The sequence below is a fragment of the Mesorhizobium sp. M0195 genome, assembly GCF_040322115.1.
Classification (GTDB): domain Bacteria; phylum Pseudomonadota; class Alphaproteobacteria; order Rhizobiales; family Rhizobiaceae; genus Mesorhizobium.
Genome location: NZ_JAMYSV010000004.1, coordinates 365,959 through 382,137, shown reverse-complemented (window position 1 = coordinate 382,137; position 16,179 = coordinate 365,959). Strand labels below are relative to the sequence as shown.

At 61.5% G+C, this 16,179-nt stretch carries 14 protein-coding genes and 1 pseudogene; 9 read left to right on the top strand and 6 right to left on the bottom strand.

The features are described 5' to 3' along the window. Window positions 1-185: 185 nt before the first annotated feature. Together NKJ12_RS12305 and NKJ12_RS12300 are read right to left on the bottom strand one after the other, a co-directional pair. Window positions 186-923: a 4'-phosphopantetheinyl transferase family protein gene (locus NKJ12_RS12305; protein WP_352506259.1), complete on the bottom strand. Its 738-nt coding sequence runs from the start codon at window positions 921-923 to the stop codon at window positions 186-188. A 259-nt stretch (window positions 924-1,182) separates the two neighbouring features. Further along, a complete protein-coding gene (locus NKJ12_RS12300; RefSeq protein ID WP_352702903.1) occupies window positions 1,183-2,379 on the bottom strand; it encodes an ROK family transcriptional regulator in 1,197 nt (398 codons plus the stop codon). Window positions 2,380-2,522: 143 nt separating this feature from the next. Between NKJ12_RS12300 and NKJ12_RS12295 the strand changes: the two genes are divergently transcribed. The 7 genes from NKJ12_RS12295 to NKJ12_RS12265 are packed head-to-tail and all read left to right on the top strand — an operon-like array spanning window position 2,523 to window position 9,411. Further along, the gene (locus NKJ12_RS12295) at window positions 2,523-3,788 is read left to right on the top strand and encodes an ABC transporter substrate-binding protein (RefSeq protein ID WP_352702900.1); all 1,266 of its coding nucleotides are present in this window, start codon (window positions 2,523-2,525) and stop codon (window positions 3,786-3,788) included. Between the two features lie 56 nt (window positions 3,789-3,844). Beyond that, window positions 3,845-4,783, top strand: a complete 939-nt coding sequence (locus tag NKJ12_RS12290; RefSeq protein WP_352466746.1) for a carbohydrate ABC transporter permease — start codon at window positions 3,845-3,847, stop codon at window positions 4,781-4,783. Further along, window positions 4,776-5,678 (top strand): carbohydrate ABC transporter permease, encoded by a 903-nt coding sequence (locus NKJ12_RS12285; RefSeq protein WP_352702898.1) that lies wholly within the window; start codon window positions 4,776-4,778, stop codon window positions 5,676-5,678. Before NKJ12_RS12290 ends, NKJ12_RS12285 begins: the two co-directional genes overlap by 8 nt. Before the next feature lie 10 nt (window positions 5,679-5,688). After that, complete coding sequence (locus NKJ12_RS12280; protein WP_352506263.1) at window positions 5,689-6,786, top strand: ABC transporter ATP-binding protein; 1,098 nt, start codon at window positions 5,689-5,691, stop codon at window positions 6,784-6,786. A 3-nt stretch (window positions 6,787-6,789) separates the two neighbouring features. Next, window positions 6,790-7,563 carry an SDR family NAD(P)-dependent oxidoreductase gene (locus tag NKJ12_RS12275; RefSeq protein WP_352702896.1) on the top strand — a complete coding sequence of 258 codons (774 nt, stop codon included), beginning with the start codon at window positions 6,790-6,792 and terminating at the stop codon, window positions 7,561-7,563. Window positions 7,564-7,600: 37 nt separating this feature from the next. After that, window positions 7,601-8,602 (top strand): sugar phosphate isomerase/epimerase family protein, encoded by a 1,002-nt coding sequence (locus NKJ12_RS12270; RefSeq protein ID WP_352702894.1) that lies wholly within the window; start codon window positions 7,601-7,603, stop codon window positions 8,600-8,602. Continuing rightward, a complete protein-coding gene (locus tag NKJ12_RS12265; protein ID WP_352702892.1) occupies window positions 8,599-9,411 on the top strand; it encodes an SDR family NAD(P)-dependent oxidoreductase in 813 nt (270 codons plus the stop codon). Before NKJ12_RS12270 ends, NKJ12_RS12265 begins: the two co-directional genes overlap by 4 nt. Window positions 9,412-9,549: 138 nt before the next feature. Here NKJ12_RS12265 and NKJ12_RS12260 read toward each other — a convergent pair. Next, a pseudogene (locus tag NKJ12_RS12260) lies at window positions 9,550-9,986 on the bottom strand (DUF2267 domain-containing protein). 654 nt (window positions 9,987-10,640) lie between these two features. Between NKJ12_RS12260 and NKJ12_RS12255 the strand changes: the two are divergent. Together NKJ12_RS12255 and NKJ12_RS12250 are read left to right on the top strand one after the other, a co-directional pair. After that, window positions 10,641-11,039 carry a VOC family protein gene (locus NKJ12_RS12255; protein ID WP_352702890.1) on the top strand — a complete coding sequence of 133 codons (399 nt, stop codon included), beginning with the start codon at window positions 10,641-10,643 and terminating at the stop codon, window positions 11,037-11,039. Window positions 11,040-11,885: 846 nt separating this feature from the next. Further along, the gene (locus NKJ12_RS12250; RefSeq protein ID WP_352702887.1) at window positions 11,886-12,350 is read left to right on the top strand and encodes a hypothetical protein; all 465 of its coding nucleotides are present in this window, start codon (window positions 11,886-11,888) and stop codon (window positions 12,348-12,350) included. A gap of 39 nt (window positions 12,351-12,389) precedes the next feature. Here the strand turns inward: NKJ12_RS12250 and NKJ12_RS12245 are convergent, their stop codons facing one another. The 3 genes from NKJ12_RS12245 to NKJ12_RS12235 form a co-directional block, all read right to left on the bottom strand. Further along, window positions 12,390-13,064, bottom strand: coding sequence for a LuxR C-terminal-related transcriptional regulator (locus tag NKJ12_RS12245; RefSeq protein WP_352478353.1), 675 nt, complete (start codon window positions 13,062-13,064; stop codon window positions 12,390-12,392). Next, on the bottom strand, window positions 13,061-14,479 hold the full coding sequence (locus NKJ12_RS12240) for a sensor histidine kinase (protein ID WP_352702885.1): 1,419 nt from the start codon (window positions 14,477-14,479) through the stop codon (window positions 13,061-13,063). Before NKJ12_RS12240 ends, NKJ12_RS12245 begins: the two co-directional genes overlap by 4 nt. A 172-nt stretch (window positions 14,480-14,651) precedes the next feature. Beyond that, window positions 14,652-16,169 (bottom strand): S10 family peptidase, encoded by a 1,518-nt coding sequence (locus tag NKJ12_RS12235; RefSeq protein WP_352702883.1) that lies wholly within the window; start codon window positions 16,167-16,169, stop codon window positions 14,652-14,654. Window positions 16,170-16,179: the final 10 nt, after the last annotated feature.

The following is a 16,179-nucleotide window of genomic DNA, read 5'->3' as shown; positions in this document are numbered from 1 at the left end:
AAGCTCCAAGAGCAAAACTCGCCAGGTTAGCATTTTTATCGCAAAATGTGTCTTTTAAGCCGATTTGATTACTTTTTAGGCCAATTTGATTAGTTTTTAGGCCGATGTGGCTGCTTTTGAAGAGAAACCCGTCCGCTCGATCCTCGTCGCCAAAAACAGGCGTCCCCGAGGCCCGTTCCGGAGCGTCAACGCAATCCCAAGTCGAAATCGAAGCGGCGTGCGACGACCTGAGGACTGCGTGCACTCCAGGCGACGGCGGCCACGTGGTGCGCGCTTGGGCGGAACTCAATGAGCCTGAGGGGTTCAACCAATTCCAGTGGCGGCGAGAGGATATAGGCCTCGCCGCTCCCGTCCATCCCAATCTCGAGTCCCACCCCGGAGAGGCCGACGCCGGCAGCCTTGAGCACGGCTTCGCGACAAGTCCAAAGCCGGCAGAACATGAGGCGGCGGGCCTCTGGCGCCAGTGACTCAAGTTGTGCGATCTCGCCGGGCGCGAACAGAGAACGGGCCATGGACATCTCGCCGCTCCGCGGGGCGACGCGCTCGACATCGACGCCGACTTGCCCGGCGGCAGCCACGGCCACAAGGGCAAGATCCCCCGAATGCGAAAGGTTGAAGGCGAGGCGCCCGTCCGCAAGGAACGGCTTTCCCTGTGGGGTCTCCCGCAGATCGAGTTCTCCCGGCGCTCGGCCGGTGTACATGGACAGCACCCGGCGTAAGCCGGCATGAGCTGCCAGATGGCGCCGCTGATCCTGCTCGAAAACAAACCGTCCGCCCCTGGTCAATTCGGCTGGATTGAGCACGGCCATGTCCGACTGCGAAAGGGGAGCATCGAGAGCAACCCGCCACACATGGACGTCGATCCCGAGAGCCGGCACCACCCGCCCACCGCCGTGCGGCAAGACAACTCCGCTTTGCTTCATCTTACAGTTTTCCCGGCCGGGCGAGAGGTAGGGCTCGGCCTGCTGCAGCAATACGGCATTGACGACTGCTCCCCAAGCTTTGCCCGTTAACACCATAAACCTACGCGATTCTTGTGACACCTCTCGGCACGCTCATCATCGGCCACGCTCTAACGCGCCAGAGTGAACCAGTCCAAAGGCCGGAGGGACTTGGCTGCGATGCGGGTGCGCACCGATGTGGAACAACGAGCCTCAGAGTACCACCCGAAGCGGAGTCAGGTCATTGAAGCCGGCTGTTGTGGCGCAGCACGAGGCCGACCGCGCCGAGCAGTGCGTCGTTCTCCGTGTGCTTGCCAACGATTATCCGCGTGCGCAGCGCAGGCGCCACATCGCGGGACTTGATGAGCGTATGGCGTTCATATGACGCGATCAGTGGCGCCAGGAGAATGTCGCCCGCCAAGGCCATGCGGCCGCCGATTATGATGAGCGGCGGATTGAGCACCGAACCGATCAGGCCAAGGCCACGGCCGGCGAACTCTGCGGTGTCCTCGATCATCCGCAGCGCCCTCACGTCGCCCTGCTCGGCCATCATGATCACATCGTCCATCGTGACCGGCCGCCGCACGATGCGCGAAATCTGCTCGAGCGGCCGGGCAAAGCTGGCATAGAGCTCCAGGCATCCGCGATTGCCGCACCGGCAAAGGTCGCCGCCGGGATCGATGCTGATGTGCCCGAATTCGCCGGCGCCGCCGGCGATGCCGCTCACCAGCCGGCCGTGCTGGACAATGGCCCCGCCCACGCCCAGATCGACCTTGAACAGCACGAAATCGTCGTGGCCGACGGCCGCACCCCACATCAGCTCGGCAATTGCCGAGCAGTTGCTCTCATTGTCGGCGAAGATCGGCTGTTCGAGGACCGGCCCGAACACATCGCGGATGTTGACCCCGGCCCAGGTCGGAACAATACTCGCGCGCAGCACCACTCCTTCGCGGCTGACTGGGCCCGAGACGGAGACCCCAACCCCCAGGAGCCCCGCCATCGGCAGACCGTTCTCTTCGTAGCATCGGGCAATTACTGACTTGGCAAGCTGGGCCGCCTGTTGCGGTTGGTAGTCCAGACCCATGGGGATAGTTTGTTCAGCAACGAAAGAATGCGAGACGTCGGCGACGACGCACCGCATCTCGTCGAGGCCCAGGTGGATACCGACGCAGGTGCCCGCAGCGGGATTGAGCGTCAATGCCGTGGCCGGCCTGCCAATGCCCCTGGCCGCGTCATGATGGGCCGAGGATTCGATCACCATCCCTGACTTTCTCAAGCCGTTGAGCGCGGTTGAAACCGTCGACCGCGCCAAACCGGTAATGCGGGTAATTTGCGACGCGGAAAGCACGCCGCGCTCGCGCAAGCATCGGACGATCAGGCTCTCCGGCGACGCGGACGGCCTGTCGATCAGCCAATTTCTAAGCGAAGGTTTGTTCATGATGAGCACAAAGCATGTTGACTGATAGCTCAAATATGTCATCTTGGAAAGAACGGAGATTACTGCATCTCGCCGGCCACGACCTCAAATCGCAGGCCACAAGCGGTCGATACGAACCGTGCATCACATATGGGAGTGAAACGATGAAATACCTGAGGACGGCCTTTGCGGCCGCTACCGCCTTCACCTTGATTACCGGAACAGCGCTCGCGGAGCCGAAGACCAACCTCTTGCATCAATGGGCCACCGGATCGGACGCCCAGGCTATCGCCAAGCTCGGCGAGATGTTTACCGCCAAGGGTGGCACCTGGCAGCAGACCTCCATCGCAGGCCATACGGCCAATACATTGGCCAAACTGCGTGCCGATGTGATCGCCGGCAACGCACCTCCCGCTGTGCAGCTAAAGGGCCCCGAGATCGCCGAATGGAACGAGACGGGCATGACAGCCAATCTCGACGACCTGGCGAAGGCGGAAAATTGGGAGAAGGTCGTCGCTCCCGAATTGCTGCCGGTGATGAAGCCGACCGGGAATTGGGTGGCAGCGCCGATGAACATCCACCGCATCAACTGGCTGTGGGCATCGCCGAAGGTCATGAAGGATGCCGGCGTCAACGAGATGCCGAAGACATGGGCGGAGTTCAACGCCGCCTGCGACAAGATCGTGGCCAGCGGCAAGATCTGCATTTCACACTCGACCGCGGACTGGACCGACTCGACGGTCTTCGAAGTGGTCGTGTACGGTCAGGACCTAGATCTCTACAGGAAAGCTTTCGTCGAGGGCGACGTCGATGCCATGCGTAGCGACGGCATGGTCAAGGCCTTCGAGCAGTTTCGCACCATGACCTCGAAGTACATGGACCCCGGCATGAATGGACGTGACTGGGATACCATGTCGCATCTCGTCGGCCGCGGCGAGGCCGCCTTCCACATCATGGGCGACTGGACGATCGGCCTGCTGACGGCCGGCGGCTTCAAGGAGGGAACCGACTATGTCTGCGCCCAGGCGCCGACCGATTGGGGCAAGCCCGGCTTCATCTTGAATTCGGACTCGGTCGTGTTCTTCAAGCAGAAGGACCCGGACTATATCGAGGGACAGAAGCTGCTTGCCAGCATCATCCTGTCGCCCGAATTTCAGACCATTTTCAATCAGACCAAAGGGTCCATCCCGGCCCGCCTCGACGTCGATCTTTCGAACGGCTTCAATCCTTGCCAGCAACTCTCGCAAAAGGATCTGCAAGCCTCGATCGCCGCCGGCACGCTCGTCCGTTCGATGGCGCACAACATGACGGTGCCACAAAAGGTCCGCGGCGCAATAATGGACAGCATCACCGAGTTTGTAGCAACGCCGGATATGAGTGCGCAGGACGCGGCCAATGCGATGGCGGATGCGGCCGAAGCGCAGGAGTGACGCTGCCGATGATGGCCGGGGCGAAGCGCCTGGCCAGACCTCGCCGGAGCAGCCCGATGTCCACCCATGATCTGATTGTACCAGCCGCAGCTGCCGCGGCCCGTCCGTGGCGCGAGCGCCTGGGCACGATGGTGCCCATTCTGGTGCTGGCGCCATCGATAGCGGCGAGTTTCATCTATGTTTTCGTCTTCACACTCTGGACGCTCTACATCTCCCTGTCCAATTCGTCGCTGTTGCCGACCTATGGGTTCGTTGGCCTGGACAACTACGCTTCGCTTTGGGCAAACCGGCGCTGGAACATCGCCTATACGAATCTCTTCCTGTTCAGCGGCTTCTATATCGTAGGCTCGATGGCGGTTGGCCTGCTGCTCGCGATCGCGATCGACCAGCGCGTCCGCGGCGAGGCGGTTTGGCGCACCATCTTTCTGTACCCGTTGGCGGTGTCCTTCATCGTCACCGGTACGGTGTGGAGCTGGCTGTATAACCCTGTCGACGGTATCCAGGCCTTCGTTCGAGGGCTTGGCTGGACCGACTTCAGCTTCGCCCTGACGGCCAACCGCAACACCGCGATCTATGCGGTGATCATAACCGGTATCTGGCAGTCGTCCGGCTTCGCAATGGCACTTTTCCTGGCTGGTCTGCGGTCGGTCGATCCGGATCTCGTCAAAGCCGCGCAAATCGACGGCGCGTCGGTTTTCCGGACCTATCGGAGGGTCATCCTGCCAACCATCGCTCCGATATTCCTGGCGGTGGCGGTCATTCAGATACAATTCGCCATCAAGACCTTCGACCTGGTGGCGGCGCTGACGCGGGGCGGGCCAGGCGTGTCCACGACCTTCCCCGCCATCTATGTCTACGACCTGATGTTCCAGCGCGGCCAAATCGGCGAGGGTGCCGCCGCGGCGATGATGATGCTCGCGGCGGTCGCGGTGGTGCTGGTGCCGTACTCCTTGTGGATCGTCTGGCGCCGGCGGGCGGAGGGCCGCAATGGTTGAAATTGCCCCCAATGCCCGTTTTGATCCGGAGGAAGCCGCTGCCACGCGCCGGCATTTCTGGAGCCGCTTCCTTGTCTATGCCGTGCTGACGCTTTTCGCGGTCGTCTATCTCGTGCCATTGCTGGTGGTGATCTTCAACTCGTTGCGCGAGCAGTCGGAGATTGCCCGCAACGGCCTCATCTCCGTACCGCGCAGCTTCCGGTTCGATGCATGGGCGCAGGCCTGGGGATCCTACTGCGTCAGCGGTACCTGCGAGGGCATGAAGCGCAATTTCTTCAACTCGCTGGCGATGACGATCCCCGCCACCATCATCTCGACCATTCTCGGAGCCATGAATGGCTACATCCTCTCCAAATGGCGCTTCAGGGGTTCCGAACTGATCTTCAATCTGATGCTGCTCGGCGTATTCATGCCCGGCCAGATTTCGCTGATGCCGTGGGCGTTCCTGCTCGGCAAGCTCGGCTTGACCAATTCCACATACGGGCTGGTGCTTATCCACGTCGTCCAGGGCATCTCGTTCACCACCCTGTTCTGCCGCAATTTCTACGTCAGCATACCGGACGACCTGATCAAGGCGGCACGCATTGACGGCGCTGGCTTCTGGCGGATCTTCCGCAAGATCATCCTGCCCCTGTCGCCGCCCATTCTGATCGTCACCGTCATCTGGCAGTTCACCGGCATCTGGAACGAGTATTTGTTCGGCGTCGTCTTCACATCAGGCCAGCAGCAGCCGATTACCGCGGCACTGGTCGCGCTCACGGCCGGCGGCACGACCGCGCGTGCTTACGATGTGATGAGCGCAGCCGTGCTGATCGGCGCGTTGCCACCGCTGCTGATCTATCTGTTCGGTGGAAAATACTTCGTGCGCGGCCTCACCCAGGGCGCCATCAAATGAGGCGTCGCCCATGTCCGCGTTGATGATCCGCAACCTTCACAAGAGCTACGGCTCGCTCGAGATTCTTGCCGGCATCAATCTCGAGGCTAAGACCGGAGAATTCGTCGCCCTTGTCGGCCCGTCGGGTTGCGGCAAGTCAACCTTGCTCGCCATGATCGCCGGCCTCGAAACCGTCACGTCGGGCGAGATATGGATCGGCGACCGGCTGGTTAACTCCGTGCAACCCAAGGACCGCGACATTGCGATGGTGTTCCAGTCATACGCCCTCTATCCCACCATGACAGTGCGCCAGAACATCACCTTCGGCATGGAAAGCCGCGGCGTGCCAAAAGCGGCGCAGGCGGAAGCTGTCCAACGGGTTGCCGCGCTCCTGCAGATCGAACAGTTGCTTAAACGCAAGCCCGGCCAGCTCTCGGGCGGGCAGCGGCAGCGCGTCGCGATGGGGCGCGCCCTCGTACGCGACCCAAAGCTGTTTCTGTTCGACGAGCCCCTGTCCAACCTGGACGCCAAGCTGCGCGTCGATATGCGTACCGAAATCAAGAAGCTTCACCATCGCGTTGGCAAGACCACGGTGTACGTCACCCATGATCAGGTCGAGGCGATGACGCTTGCATCCCGCATTGCGGTGATGAACCAGGGCTCGGTCCAGCAGTTCGACACGCCGAAGCGGATCTACGACCGGCCGACCAACATGTTCGTTGCCGGTTTCATGGGATCGCCGGCGATGAATTTCATCCCCGCCCGGCTTACCGGCTCGACCAGCATCTCGGTACGCGCCGCTGACGGCAGCGATGCCAGCCTTGCCCTTGCCGCGCCGATGTCCGCCGGTGCGCCAAAGGACGTCGTGCTCGGTATCCGGCCGGAACACATCTACCGTTTCACGACCGATCTGAAGTCGCGCAAACCTGCTGTGGCGTCCATGCAGGCGCCGGTCGAACTGGTCGAGCCGACCGGGGCCGAGACGCTTGCCGTGCTCAGGCTGGGTGACCTGGAGATCACCGGCCGTTTCGAGCCGGACGACGCTCCAGTCATGGGCGAGACGATAACGCTGGGCATCGATATGTCGCGCGCCTGTCTGTTCGATCCAACAACCAAGGCGCTTCTGTAATCGATGTCCGTACAATTCGCGACTTATCCGAGCTTGACCGATCGGGTCGTGCTGATCTCCGGCGGCGCCTCCGGCATCGGCGCCGATATGGTCCGTGCCTTCGCCTCGAATGGCGCCCGGGTAGCCTTTCTCGACGTGCAAGACGAGCCAGCGGAGGCGTTGGTGAGCGAGCTCGCTGGTGCCGCCGGGCAGGCTCCCTTATATCTCCATTGCGATGTGACCGACGTCGATGCGCTAAAGGCGTCGGTAGAAGGCGTGCGCGCGCGGCTTGGTCCGGTCGCCGCCCTGGTGAATAACGCCGCCAATGATCAACGCCATCCCATCGACGCGGTAACGGCCGACTATTGGGACCGCAGCTTCGACGTCAATCTGAGGCATCACTTCTTCGCCGCGCAGGCTGTGCATCCGCATATGAAGGAACTCGGCTTCGGCTCGATCATAAACTTCTCTTCCATCGCCTGGCGTTTCGGAGCGGACCAGATGGTGGCCTATGCCACCGCCAAGGGGGCTGTGGTGGCGCTGACGCGTGCTTTGGCGCGCTCGTTCGGACCGGATAACATCCGCGTCAATGCGGTCGAACCCGGCGCCGTCATGACCGAGCGGCAGCGCGAGCTGTGGTTCAAGACGCAGGAGGCAGTCGACCAGACGGTGCAGCGGCAATTCATCCGCCGCGTCCTGCTGGGCGAGGAGATTGCACGCACAGTGCTCTTCCTGGCAGCCGACGACAGCCGCATGATCACCAAACAGTCCATTACCGTCGATGCTGGTCTGCGCTAGTGACGCTTCTCCGCTCTCCATTGGAACCGCCAAGCTGATGCTTCGTCTCGGCCTCAACCCCTACGGACTGACCTATCATCTCGGACTGCAGGGCCGCGGCACGCCACGGCACAATCCGGACGGCGTGGGGCTGGAAGGCTTCATTACGCTGGCGCAGGAACTAGGCGCACGCACGCTCGAGATCTACGAACCCTGGTTGACCGACTTGACTGACGCCGAAATCGTCGCCCTGCGCAGGCGTCTTGCCGCGCTGGACATCGTCCCGGTGGTGAGCGGCGGACTGCTGGTGGCAGGTCCGCTGGACAACGCCTTTCGGGCTGCGCGGCTGCTCGAGGCGACGACGATCCGTATCGCACTGACGCCTGTCCTGTGCGGCGACCGCAATGCGTGGGGACCGAAATGGAGTGAGTTCAACGCCACGATTCGCGCTGCCTTGACGGAATGGGGGCCGCGTGCGGCGGCCGAGGGCTGGATGCTCGGCATCGAGAACCATCAGGACTTCGGCAGCGACGAACTGGTTGCGTTCTGCGAACTCGGCAGGCCGGGTGTCGGCATCACCTACGACACCGGCAACACCTTTCCTGTCGGCGAGGCGCCGCTTGCCTTCACGCGCCGGATCGCGCCCCATGTCCGCCATGTTCACCTCAAGGATTATCGCATTCAGTTCACGGATGAGGGCTACCGTCTGGTCCGGTGCGCGATCGGCGACGGCGCCGTGCCATTCGCCGAACTGGCAGCCATCCTTGGCGAGCACCACGACACGCTGACGGCGGTGCTTGAGCCAGGCGCGCTTGAGGCCCGTCACGTTCGCTGGCTCACCGACGACTGGTGGAACGGATATGCGCAGAAGACCGCCCGGGAGTTCGCCGCGTGCCTGAGTGCTGCGCGCGTGAACCGCCTTGCGGACGACGCCGACTACCGCACGCCATGGGAACGGGACGATGACGGCGCGCTCGTTTCGTACGAGCTCGACATGATCCGGCGCAGCGCCGCCAACATGAAGAAGTTCGATTTCATTGCAATGGAGAAATCAGCATGACTGCCCGAGAACTCAGCGGCCTGACCGCCTTCGTAACCGGCTCGGGACGCGGCCTCGGCCGCGTGATGGCCGACCGCTTGGCCGGACTTGGCGCAAACGTCGCGGTCCACGACCTCGATTGGACTCGGCCATCTCAATATGGCGAATTCGCGGATCTCGGCGACTCTGCCCGGGGCTTGGAGAAGCATGGGACGCGGGTGACCGCGGTCACCGGCAATATAGGCGACAAACAAGCTGTCGCCGATATGAAGAGGAAGATCGAGGCCGATCTCGGCGACGTGCACATTCTGGTCAACTGCGCCGGCGGCGACATCGGCGCCAAGGGCGTAAAGCCCAATCCCAACAACGCACTCGATATCGACTACGAAGACATCAAGGTTCTAACCGAGAACAATCTCATCGGCACGATGCTGGTCTGCCAGGCGTTCGTTCCGCCGATGGTCAAGCGCGGCTCAGGCTCGGTGATCAACATCGCCTCGGCGGCAGCGCATATCGGATGCTCGCCCGAGGTGGTCTACTCGACGCTCAAGGCGGCTGTCGTCCATTATACGCGCTGCCTCGCCAAGGAATTGATCGACGATGGCGTACGCGTCAATGCGGTGAGCCCTGGCGCCACCAAGACGGCACGGTTCCAGGCGAGCCGCGTGGTCGATCCGCAGCGCATGGATTCGAGCAAGAAATCGCTGAACCGGTATGCGGAGCCTGAAGAGATCGCCGAAGCGGTGGCCTTCCTCGCCGGCCCGCGCGCCCGCTTCATCAACGGACAGGTCATCCGCGTCGACGGCGGTTTCACGATCTTTCCAGGTTAAGCCGCGACAGTTCACATCGGCTGCCCAGCTAAGCCTCGCCATCGAGCGGGGCACACAGCGTCACCGGGTCGACCAGACCCACCCGCGCTTACGTTCGAAGCTTCGGTCCGTCGCGCGTCCGCATGAGCAGGATCGCCGCTATTTGACGCCCACGCTTTCAGGCCAGAGGACCTGGATTTCCTTTGGCAGCGCATCCCGCACCTTTGCCGACTGGCCAAGGTCGATATGCCGTGCAAGCACACGCAGCACCGAGCGTGCCGCATCCCCGGGATCGACAGCACGGGTCGATTTCAATTCATCGGCGATGTGTTGCAGGAACTCCTCGAGCGAGCGTGTCTTGTCGGGCATGTCGGCGGGCCGATAGCGATCATAGTAGGCCGCACGAGCAGCGGCAGTTCCGCTCCCAATTTGGCCGCCAGTCCGACCTGCAGCCTGTCCCGAAGGGTTCGCAGAACGGCGCCCAATGTATGCCAGGCGACGTGTCGATCCGGACCAAGATCCACCATGATCTCGTCTAGCCAGATGTTTGTTATTTGCAGCGTTTTGTCAAAAACGTCCAAGCCGGTTGCGCTCATCGTCGCCTCCTCGAAAGGTTCTGCGGGCGAAACGGCGACCGGAGATAATTGTTTCGCGGTCCTGTGAAAATCGCCTGGCAAAGCGGCGGAAAGCGGTTCGGTCGGAGAGCCTGTCGGGGGTTGGTCTGCTCGACACTCTGCATCTGCCGGATTTCGGCGATCTGTCGGAAGTGGCCGTTTTCCACCACGTTGAGTGCAGTCACCGCGGCCAGATTGTCGCCTTTCATTCCACCGTACGGCCTCGCGATAGGCGATTCCCTTGAAACGGATATCGCGCACTGCCGCTAGAACGTCGCACCGGCTCGGATGTCCCTTGGATACAGTGCTGGCGTCTTTGATCGCGGCAAGAAGAAGACAGGCCGAATCGTGGGCGTTCACGGCATAATTGCCGATCGGTCCGAAGCGCGCTGCATAGCGCGCGGCAAACTCGGCCGAACCGCCACCCTGCCCGGTTCGGGCGTGGCGGAAAGCACGAGAACGCCTTGGCCAACACTGAGCTTGCGCTTATCGGTTCCGAACGCCGTCAGCAATGAGACCAGTCCTCACGTTGCCCGAACCCGGCTTTTGCCGGATATCTCTTGACCGATTGAGCGGCCCGCGCCGACAATGGCATTGGGAAGATGGCGGGATGTCGCCCACGGTGTTCGGCACCACTTGGCGAAAGCTGCGAAAGGGTTGTCATGGAGTTGGAAGCTGGAACTGGTCCCGGTCCCCGTATCGGACGTCGACAATGCCATCGCCTTTTATGTTGGGAAGGTCGGCTTTCACCTCGATCATGATCACACGGTAAGCGACGAGATACGTTTCGTGCAATTGACGCCGCCCGGTTCGGCCTGTTCGATTGCCATGGGCAAAGGCATCGTCGACAGCACCCCGGGATCCATACGGGGTCTGCAGCTGGTTGTGCCCGACATCGATGAGGCGCACCGGCATCTGGCCGCCCAAGGCATCGAGGTCAGCGATATCAAGGATTTTCCCTGGGGCAGATTTGTCTTCTTTGAGGATCCTGACGGCAACACATGGTCTGTCCAGCAGCTCCCTCCTCGCAACTGAAGCGGCGCGCTGCGGCAGGACGATGCTCGACCCAGACGCGATGACCAAAAGAAAAGGCCGGACTGTTGAGCCCGGCCAAGCGTGAAGGTCTGTAACCTCCAGAGGGGAACGCGCCGGACGCAATGGGAGGAGACATCCGACGCAATCCGCATATGGGTCTCTACTGGTGACGTTTCAATGACATGCAGTGGACCAATGTCGCTTCGCCATAGAGCCAGGAAGGTAAAGCATTCGAAGGGACCGGTGGATCGCGCCGCCTAGTGGACACAAAGGTCGCCGAATGCAGGCGGCTCCTTGCATAGGGACTTCAGTCTGTAGGCCTGTCGACCAAGGGCCTGCACAGCCGAACTTTGGTCCGAGGCTGCTATCGCAAAAGCCCGAAACGCGAGAGTTTCAGGAACCGAGTTCAGAAGAGCCCCGTTGCGATGCCGACTGTTACAGGAGGCCGCTATGGATTCGAGCGTTCACCAGGCGCGTTGGCTGCTTTTTCCATTATTTGGCCTGTGTTTCGGGATCGCAGCCATTGGATTTATTGTTGGCTGACGGTGAGAACTCGGCGCCCCCGCCGAGAGACGCAACGAAGCGAAGGCAAAAGACTTGCGCAGTAAATAGTCCCTTCCTGCGCCAGCGAGGCCCACCAGTTACCCTCGTGGGACTGGTGGGTCTTGACCTTGCCGATACAAACCATTGTTTTAAGCATCGCACGAATTCGAACAGGAGGCAGCACGAAAGGTCCGTATGATTAAGGGGATTTCCGCCATGCGACTGGCAAGTTCATTGATGACGACCCGGAGACGAAGGACCGGATCTTCGCGAGGACGTCATGTCGGCATTTCTGTAGTCGTTTTGACCTTCGTTCTCGTCGTGAGCCCCTATCGCGTCGTGTTCGACGGACTATCGCAGCCGCTCGGCCCGCTGGCTGCCTGGGCCAAAGACGGCGGGAACGGCAACGGCAATGGCGGGAACGGAAATGGGAATGGGGGCGGCAATTCCGGCAATCCGGGTGGAAACTCCGGCAATTCAAACTCGAATGCCGGAGCCGGCAAGGGCAAAGCAAAGTCGCAGGACGACAATCTCCCTGATCCCGCCGCCGCGGTAACCCCGGGCAGCAGGCCAAAACTCTTTATCAATGCAACCACGGGAGACCGGATCGAGGTGAGTGGGCCGAGCATTGGCGTGGTGCATTCGAACGGCCTCAGCGAGCGCGTTGATAGCGGCCAATATGAAATGCGCGATGCCAAGGGCCGTACCATCATTCGGCGCCTGGCGACGCGTTCCGATCGGGACAGGTTGCTTGAAATGATCAACTGACGGCCAGATCACACAGCCGCCCCGTGAGGCTGTTTCGGCTCAAGCATGATCGCGAACAGGCGAATGCCGGCGCTCAGTCGCATCGCGTAAAGTCATTGCGGCTTCGGTCCTGTTGCTGACGTTGAGCTTGGCCAGGATTCGCGTCATGTGGTGCTTTATCGTTTTCTCATGCAGGTTCAGCCGAAGCCCAATCCGTTTGTTGCTCAGGCCCGCGGCAACCAGCGTCAGGATCTCCCTTTCGCGGCTGGTGAGTTCGGCAAGTCCGTCGGCTTTCGCCGGCTCATTTGATTGAGCCGACAGATCGGCCAACAGGCGTGCCGACAATTGTGGACAGACATATCGTTCGCCCGACGCTACCGTGCGCAGGATCGTAGCCAACGTCCTCGATCCGACCCCCTTCAGAACATAGCCCCTTGCCCCGCTCTGCAATGCGGTCATCACGTGCTGGTTTTCTTCCGAAACGGTCAGCATCACGATTTTCAGTGCCGGATGGCTCTCCAGGGCCGGTCCGATCACGCTGAGGCCGCCTCCGGGCACCGAGATGTCCATCAGCAGAATGTCGGGCCGCCGGTCTTCGACTATCCGCAAGGCATCATCCCTGCTGCTTCCTTCGCCGACGATCTCGAACCCGCCGATCTGATCGAGCGTGCGCACAACGCCTTCCCTGAACAGCGGGTGGTCGTCAACGATGGCGAGCCTGATGGCTGCTGTCATGTCTGCCCCATTTCAACGATGTTGAGAGCCATTTTCACGATCGTGCCACTTTGTGAGGACGTCACGGTAAACTGGCCCCCGAGGCTTTCCACCCGCTCGCGCAGCCCAACGAGCCCCAGCCCCTCGGGACGCACGATTTGTGGATCAAAGCCGGGGCCGGCGTCGGACACTTCGATACAAACGTGTTCGCCGTCGAAATGTTTCTCGACCGACTGACCTTCACCTCCGGCATGACGGAATCCATTGTTCAGCGTCTCCTGGACGAAGCGGAAGATACAGATCCTGGCCGCCGGCGACAGCGGTGTATGGCCGCCGGTCATGGATAATCTTACTTTGACGCCGGTTCGTTCTTCGTGCGCCTGTACGGCAATCTGGAGAATTTCACCCAGTTCGGCATGCTCTATATGCGGCAGGACAAGGCCCTTGCTGATGCTCCTGATCTCGCGCATGGCATCGTCCAGATGTGCTTTGATGGCCCGCAATTCCTGCGCACGCTTCGATTGCGGCGTAGCAGGATCGGCAATGACCGGGCTATCGATCCCCAGCGCCGCGAGAGCAACCAGTTGCGCGGGGCCATCGTGCAAGTCCGCGCCGATGCGCCTGAGATAGCGTTCGTTGAGTGCGGTGGCACGCTGCGAAGCGCGCTGCACCCGCAGCCTCAAAAGTCTGTTTTGAGCGAGCAGATCGGAAAGCTCGGCAATGCGCTGCTTCAACGAGCGGCTCTGTGAGCTGATCGTGCGGCTGCCACGGAACACGATTGCCGACAGCCCAAGAAAGAAGGCCGCTGTGACGGCGGCAACGTCCAGCCAGGTTCGAATGAGTGCCTGATGCAGGTTTTTTTCAAAATCAGTGGCGACCTCGTAGAATTCCGAAACGGCCACCACTTCCCCCGACCATGGCTGCAGCACCGGATTGTAAATCTCGAGGAGATGCAAGCCGCTGGCTCTTTCGGCCTCACTGTCTGGATCGTCGAGCCTGTCGAACTCCGAAACCATTTGGCCGGCGAATGCCGCCCGGAGATTGTCGCTGGGTTCAAAGCGCTTGCCGATCAATGTCTTGTCGGTCGAATACAGGATGGTTCCGTCGCGACGCCAGAGCTTGAAGGATTCGAGCCTTGTGCCGAGTGCCCCTTGTCCCAGCGTTTCATCGAGCGCATGGGCTACGCTCTCGTCGAGGACTTCGCTCTTGCGCATATCCGGAAGCAGCGGCGCAATAACGCTGTCCACGTAAAGAGCCGTAGCGGAAGCCGAATTCTGCGTGACCACGGTTTCTATATGGTTCGTGACTGAAATCCCCACCACCACCATGGCCGACAGGGAGAATAGACCACCCGCGAGCAGGAACTGCGTGGCCAGCGACAGCGCGTTCCAGCGGTCTACGAGGCTTGTCAGCCTGTGTGGCCTGGTATTCCGCATAGCCCGCTCGGCAGCACGCCGCGCCAGTGGCGCGATTCTGGAGAGCCGGCTAATCCGCTGTCGAACGTCGCTAAAAGACGCCATCCTAGGTGTGTAACCGATCAATCGCGATGGAACTAGGGCCTGATGAGAGGGCGAACAGCGCATCCGACGCTTTTTTGCGCAAATCGTCTCATTGCGTCGTTCGGTAAAGCTCGGACGCAGCCTGCTTCAGCGCCGCCCGCCCGTCCGGCCTCAGATACATCATGTGCCCGCCTTCCAGCACCTCGCTGCGAATGGGCTTTGCGCCGGCAAGCGAAGGAATTTGACCAAGCAGGTAGCGCGAGCCCATGTACGGCGTCACCAGGTCGCTATAGCCGTTGACGATCAGCACGCCGAGGCTGGGGTTCAGCGTGCGCGCCTGCTGAAGGTCGTCCATGACACCCGCATAGCCCTGACGCGTCGGGCTCGTTCCATAATCCCAATTGCCGCTGACTTCGCGGTTGAGCAGCCGATAGCTGATATCCGTACGGAAGTTCAATTCATCACGCACATAGCCGACGAAAGCGGAGGTAAGCGCCGGCACGCTTCGGTCGAGCACCGGATCGGGACCCTCGACTCCCAAGCTCTCCGGCGCCAAATCCGCCGTTGCGATGTTGCCGTCATAGGCGCTGAGAACATTGCCCTTTGCCCGTGCAAACTCCTTGGCGAACAGCCCTATGGGAATGCGTGCAAAGTGCCGCTGGACGAGATCGAGCGGCAGACCGGTGATTGCGGCGACACGCTGGCTCGCCAGGCGTCCACCCTGCTCCAGCCCACCTGCCAGCGCGGCCAGATAATCGCCGAGCGCATAGCGTTCGACTTCCGCCAGCCGCTCCTGCAGGGCCGGACCGGAAACGCCTTCGCTGTGCAGGCGCACTGCCGCCAGCGACGGCAGTTCCAGCGCCCAGTGGAGCGGCTGGAACTCGTCCGGACGCACCAGCGTGAATTCGAGCGCCGGCGAGATCAGCACGACGCCACTCGGGCTGATGCCGATGTCTTCCTGAAGCTTCCTGGCGAGCAATGCTGCTCGAAAGCCGCCATAGCTTTCACCAGCCAGGAAGACAGGCGATGCCGTACGGCTGGTCTGCGCCAGATAGAGCCGGATAAACGCGCCTATCGACGCGGCGTCCTGGCTGACGCCCCAGAAGCTGTGTGCTTCCGTGCCGGGCGCTTCACGGCTGTAACCGGTTCCGACAGGGTCCACAAAGACCAGGTCGGTCATGTCGAGCCAAGTGTTGGGGTTGTCGAACAGCCTCTGCGGCGGCGGCAGGAAACTTCCATCGGCCGCTGTCGCCAGAACCCGCGGACCGAGCGCGCCCAAATGAAGATAGGCGGAAGCTGCTCCCGGACCGCCATTGAAAACGAAGGTGATCGGGCGACGCGGATCCGGTCCCGTTTCTTTCCCGGCGTGCAGAGCATAGGCGACATAGAAAATCTCGGCGGTGATATCGCCTTTGCCGGACGGTAATGACAGCGTGCCGGCCCTGGCCTCGTAATCGAGCGTGCGTCCGGCAATGACGATCGAATGATCGGAAGTCTGCGGCGGTGGCAGGAGCGAGAGAACCCCGCCGGTGGGCGGCGGCCGCTGGGCCGTCTCCGCGTGACCGACCCCAGTTCCGGCAACCAACAGCAGAAGAGCGAGGGCGATTTCTTGCAGCTTGATAGGCATGACGTCTCCG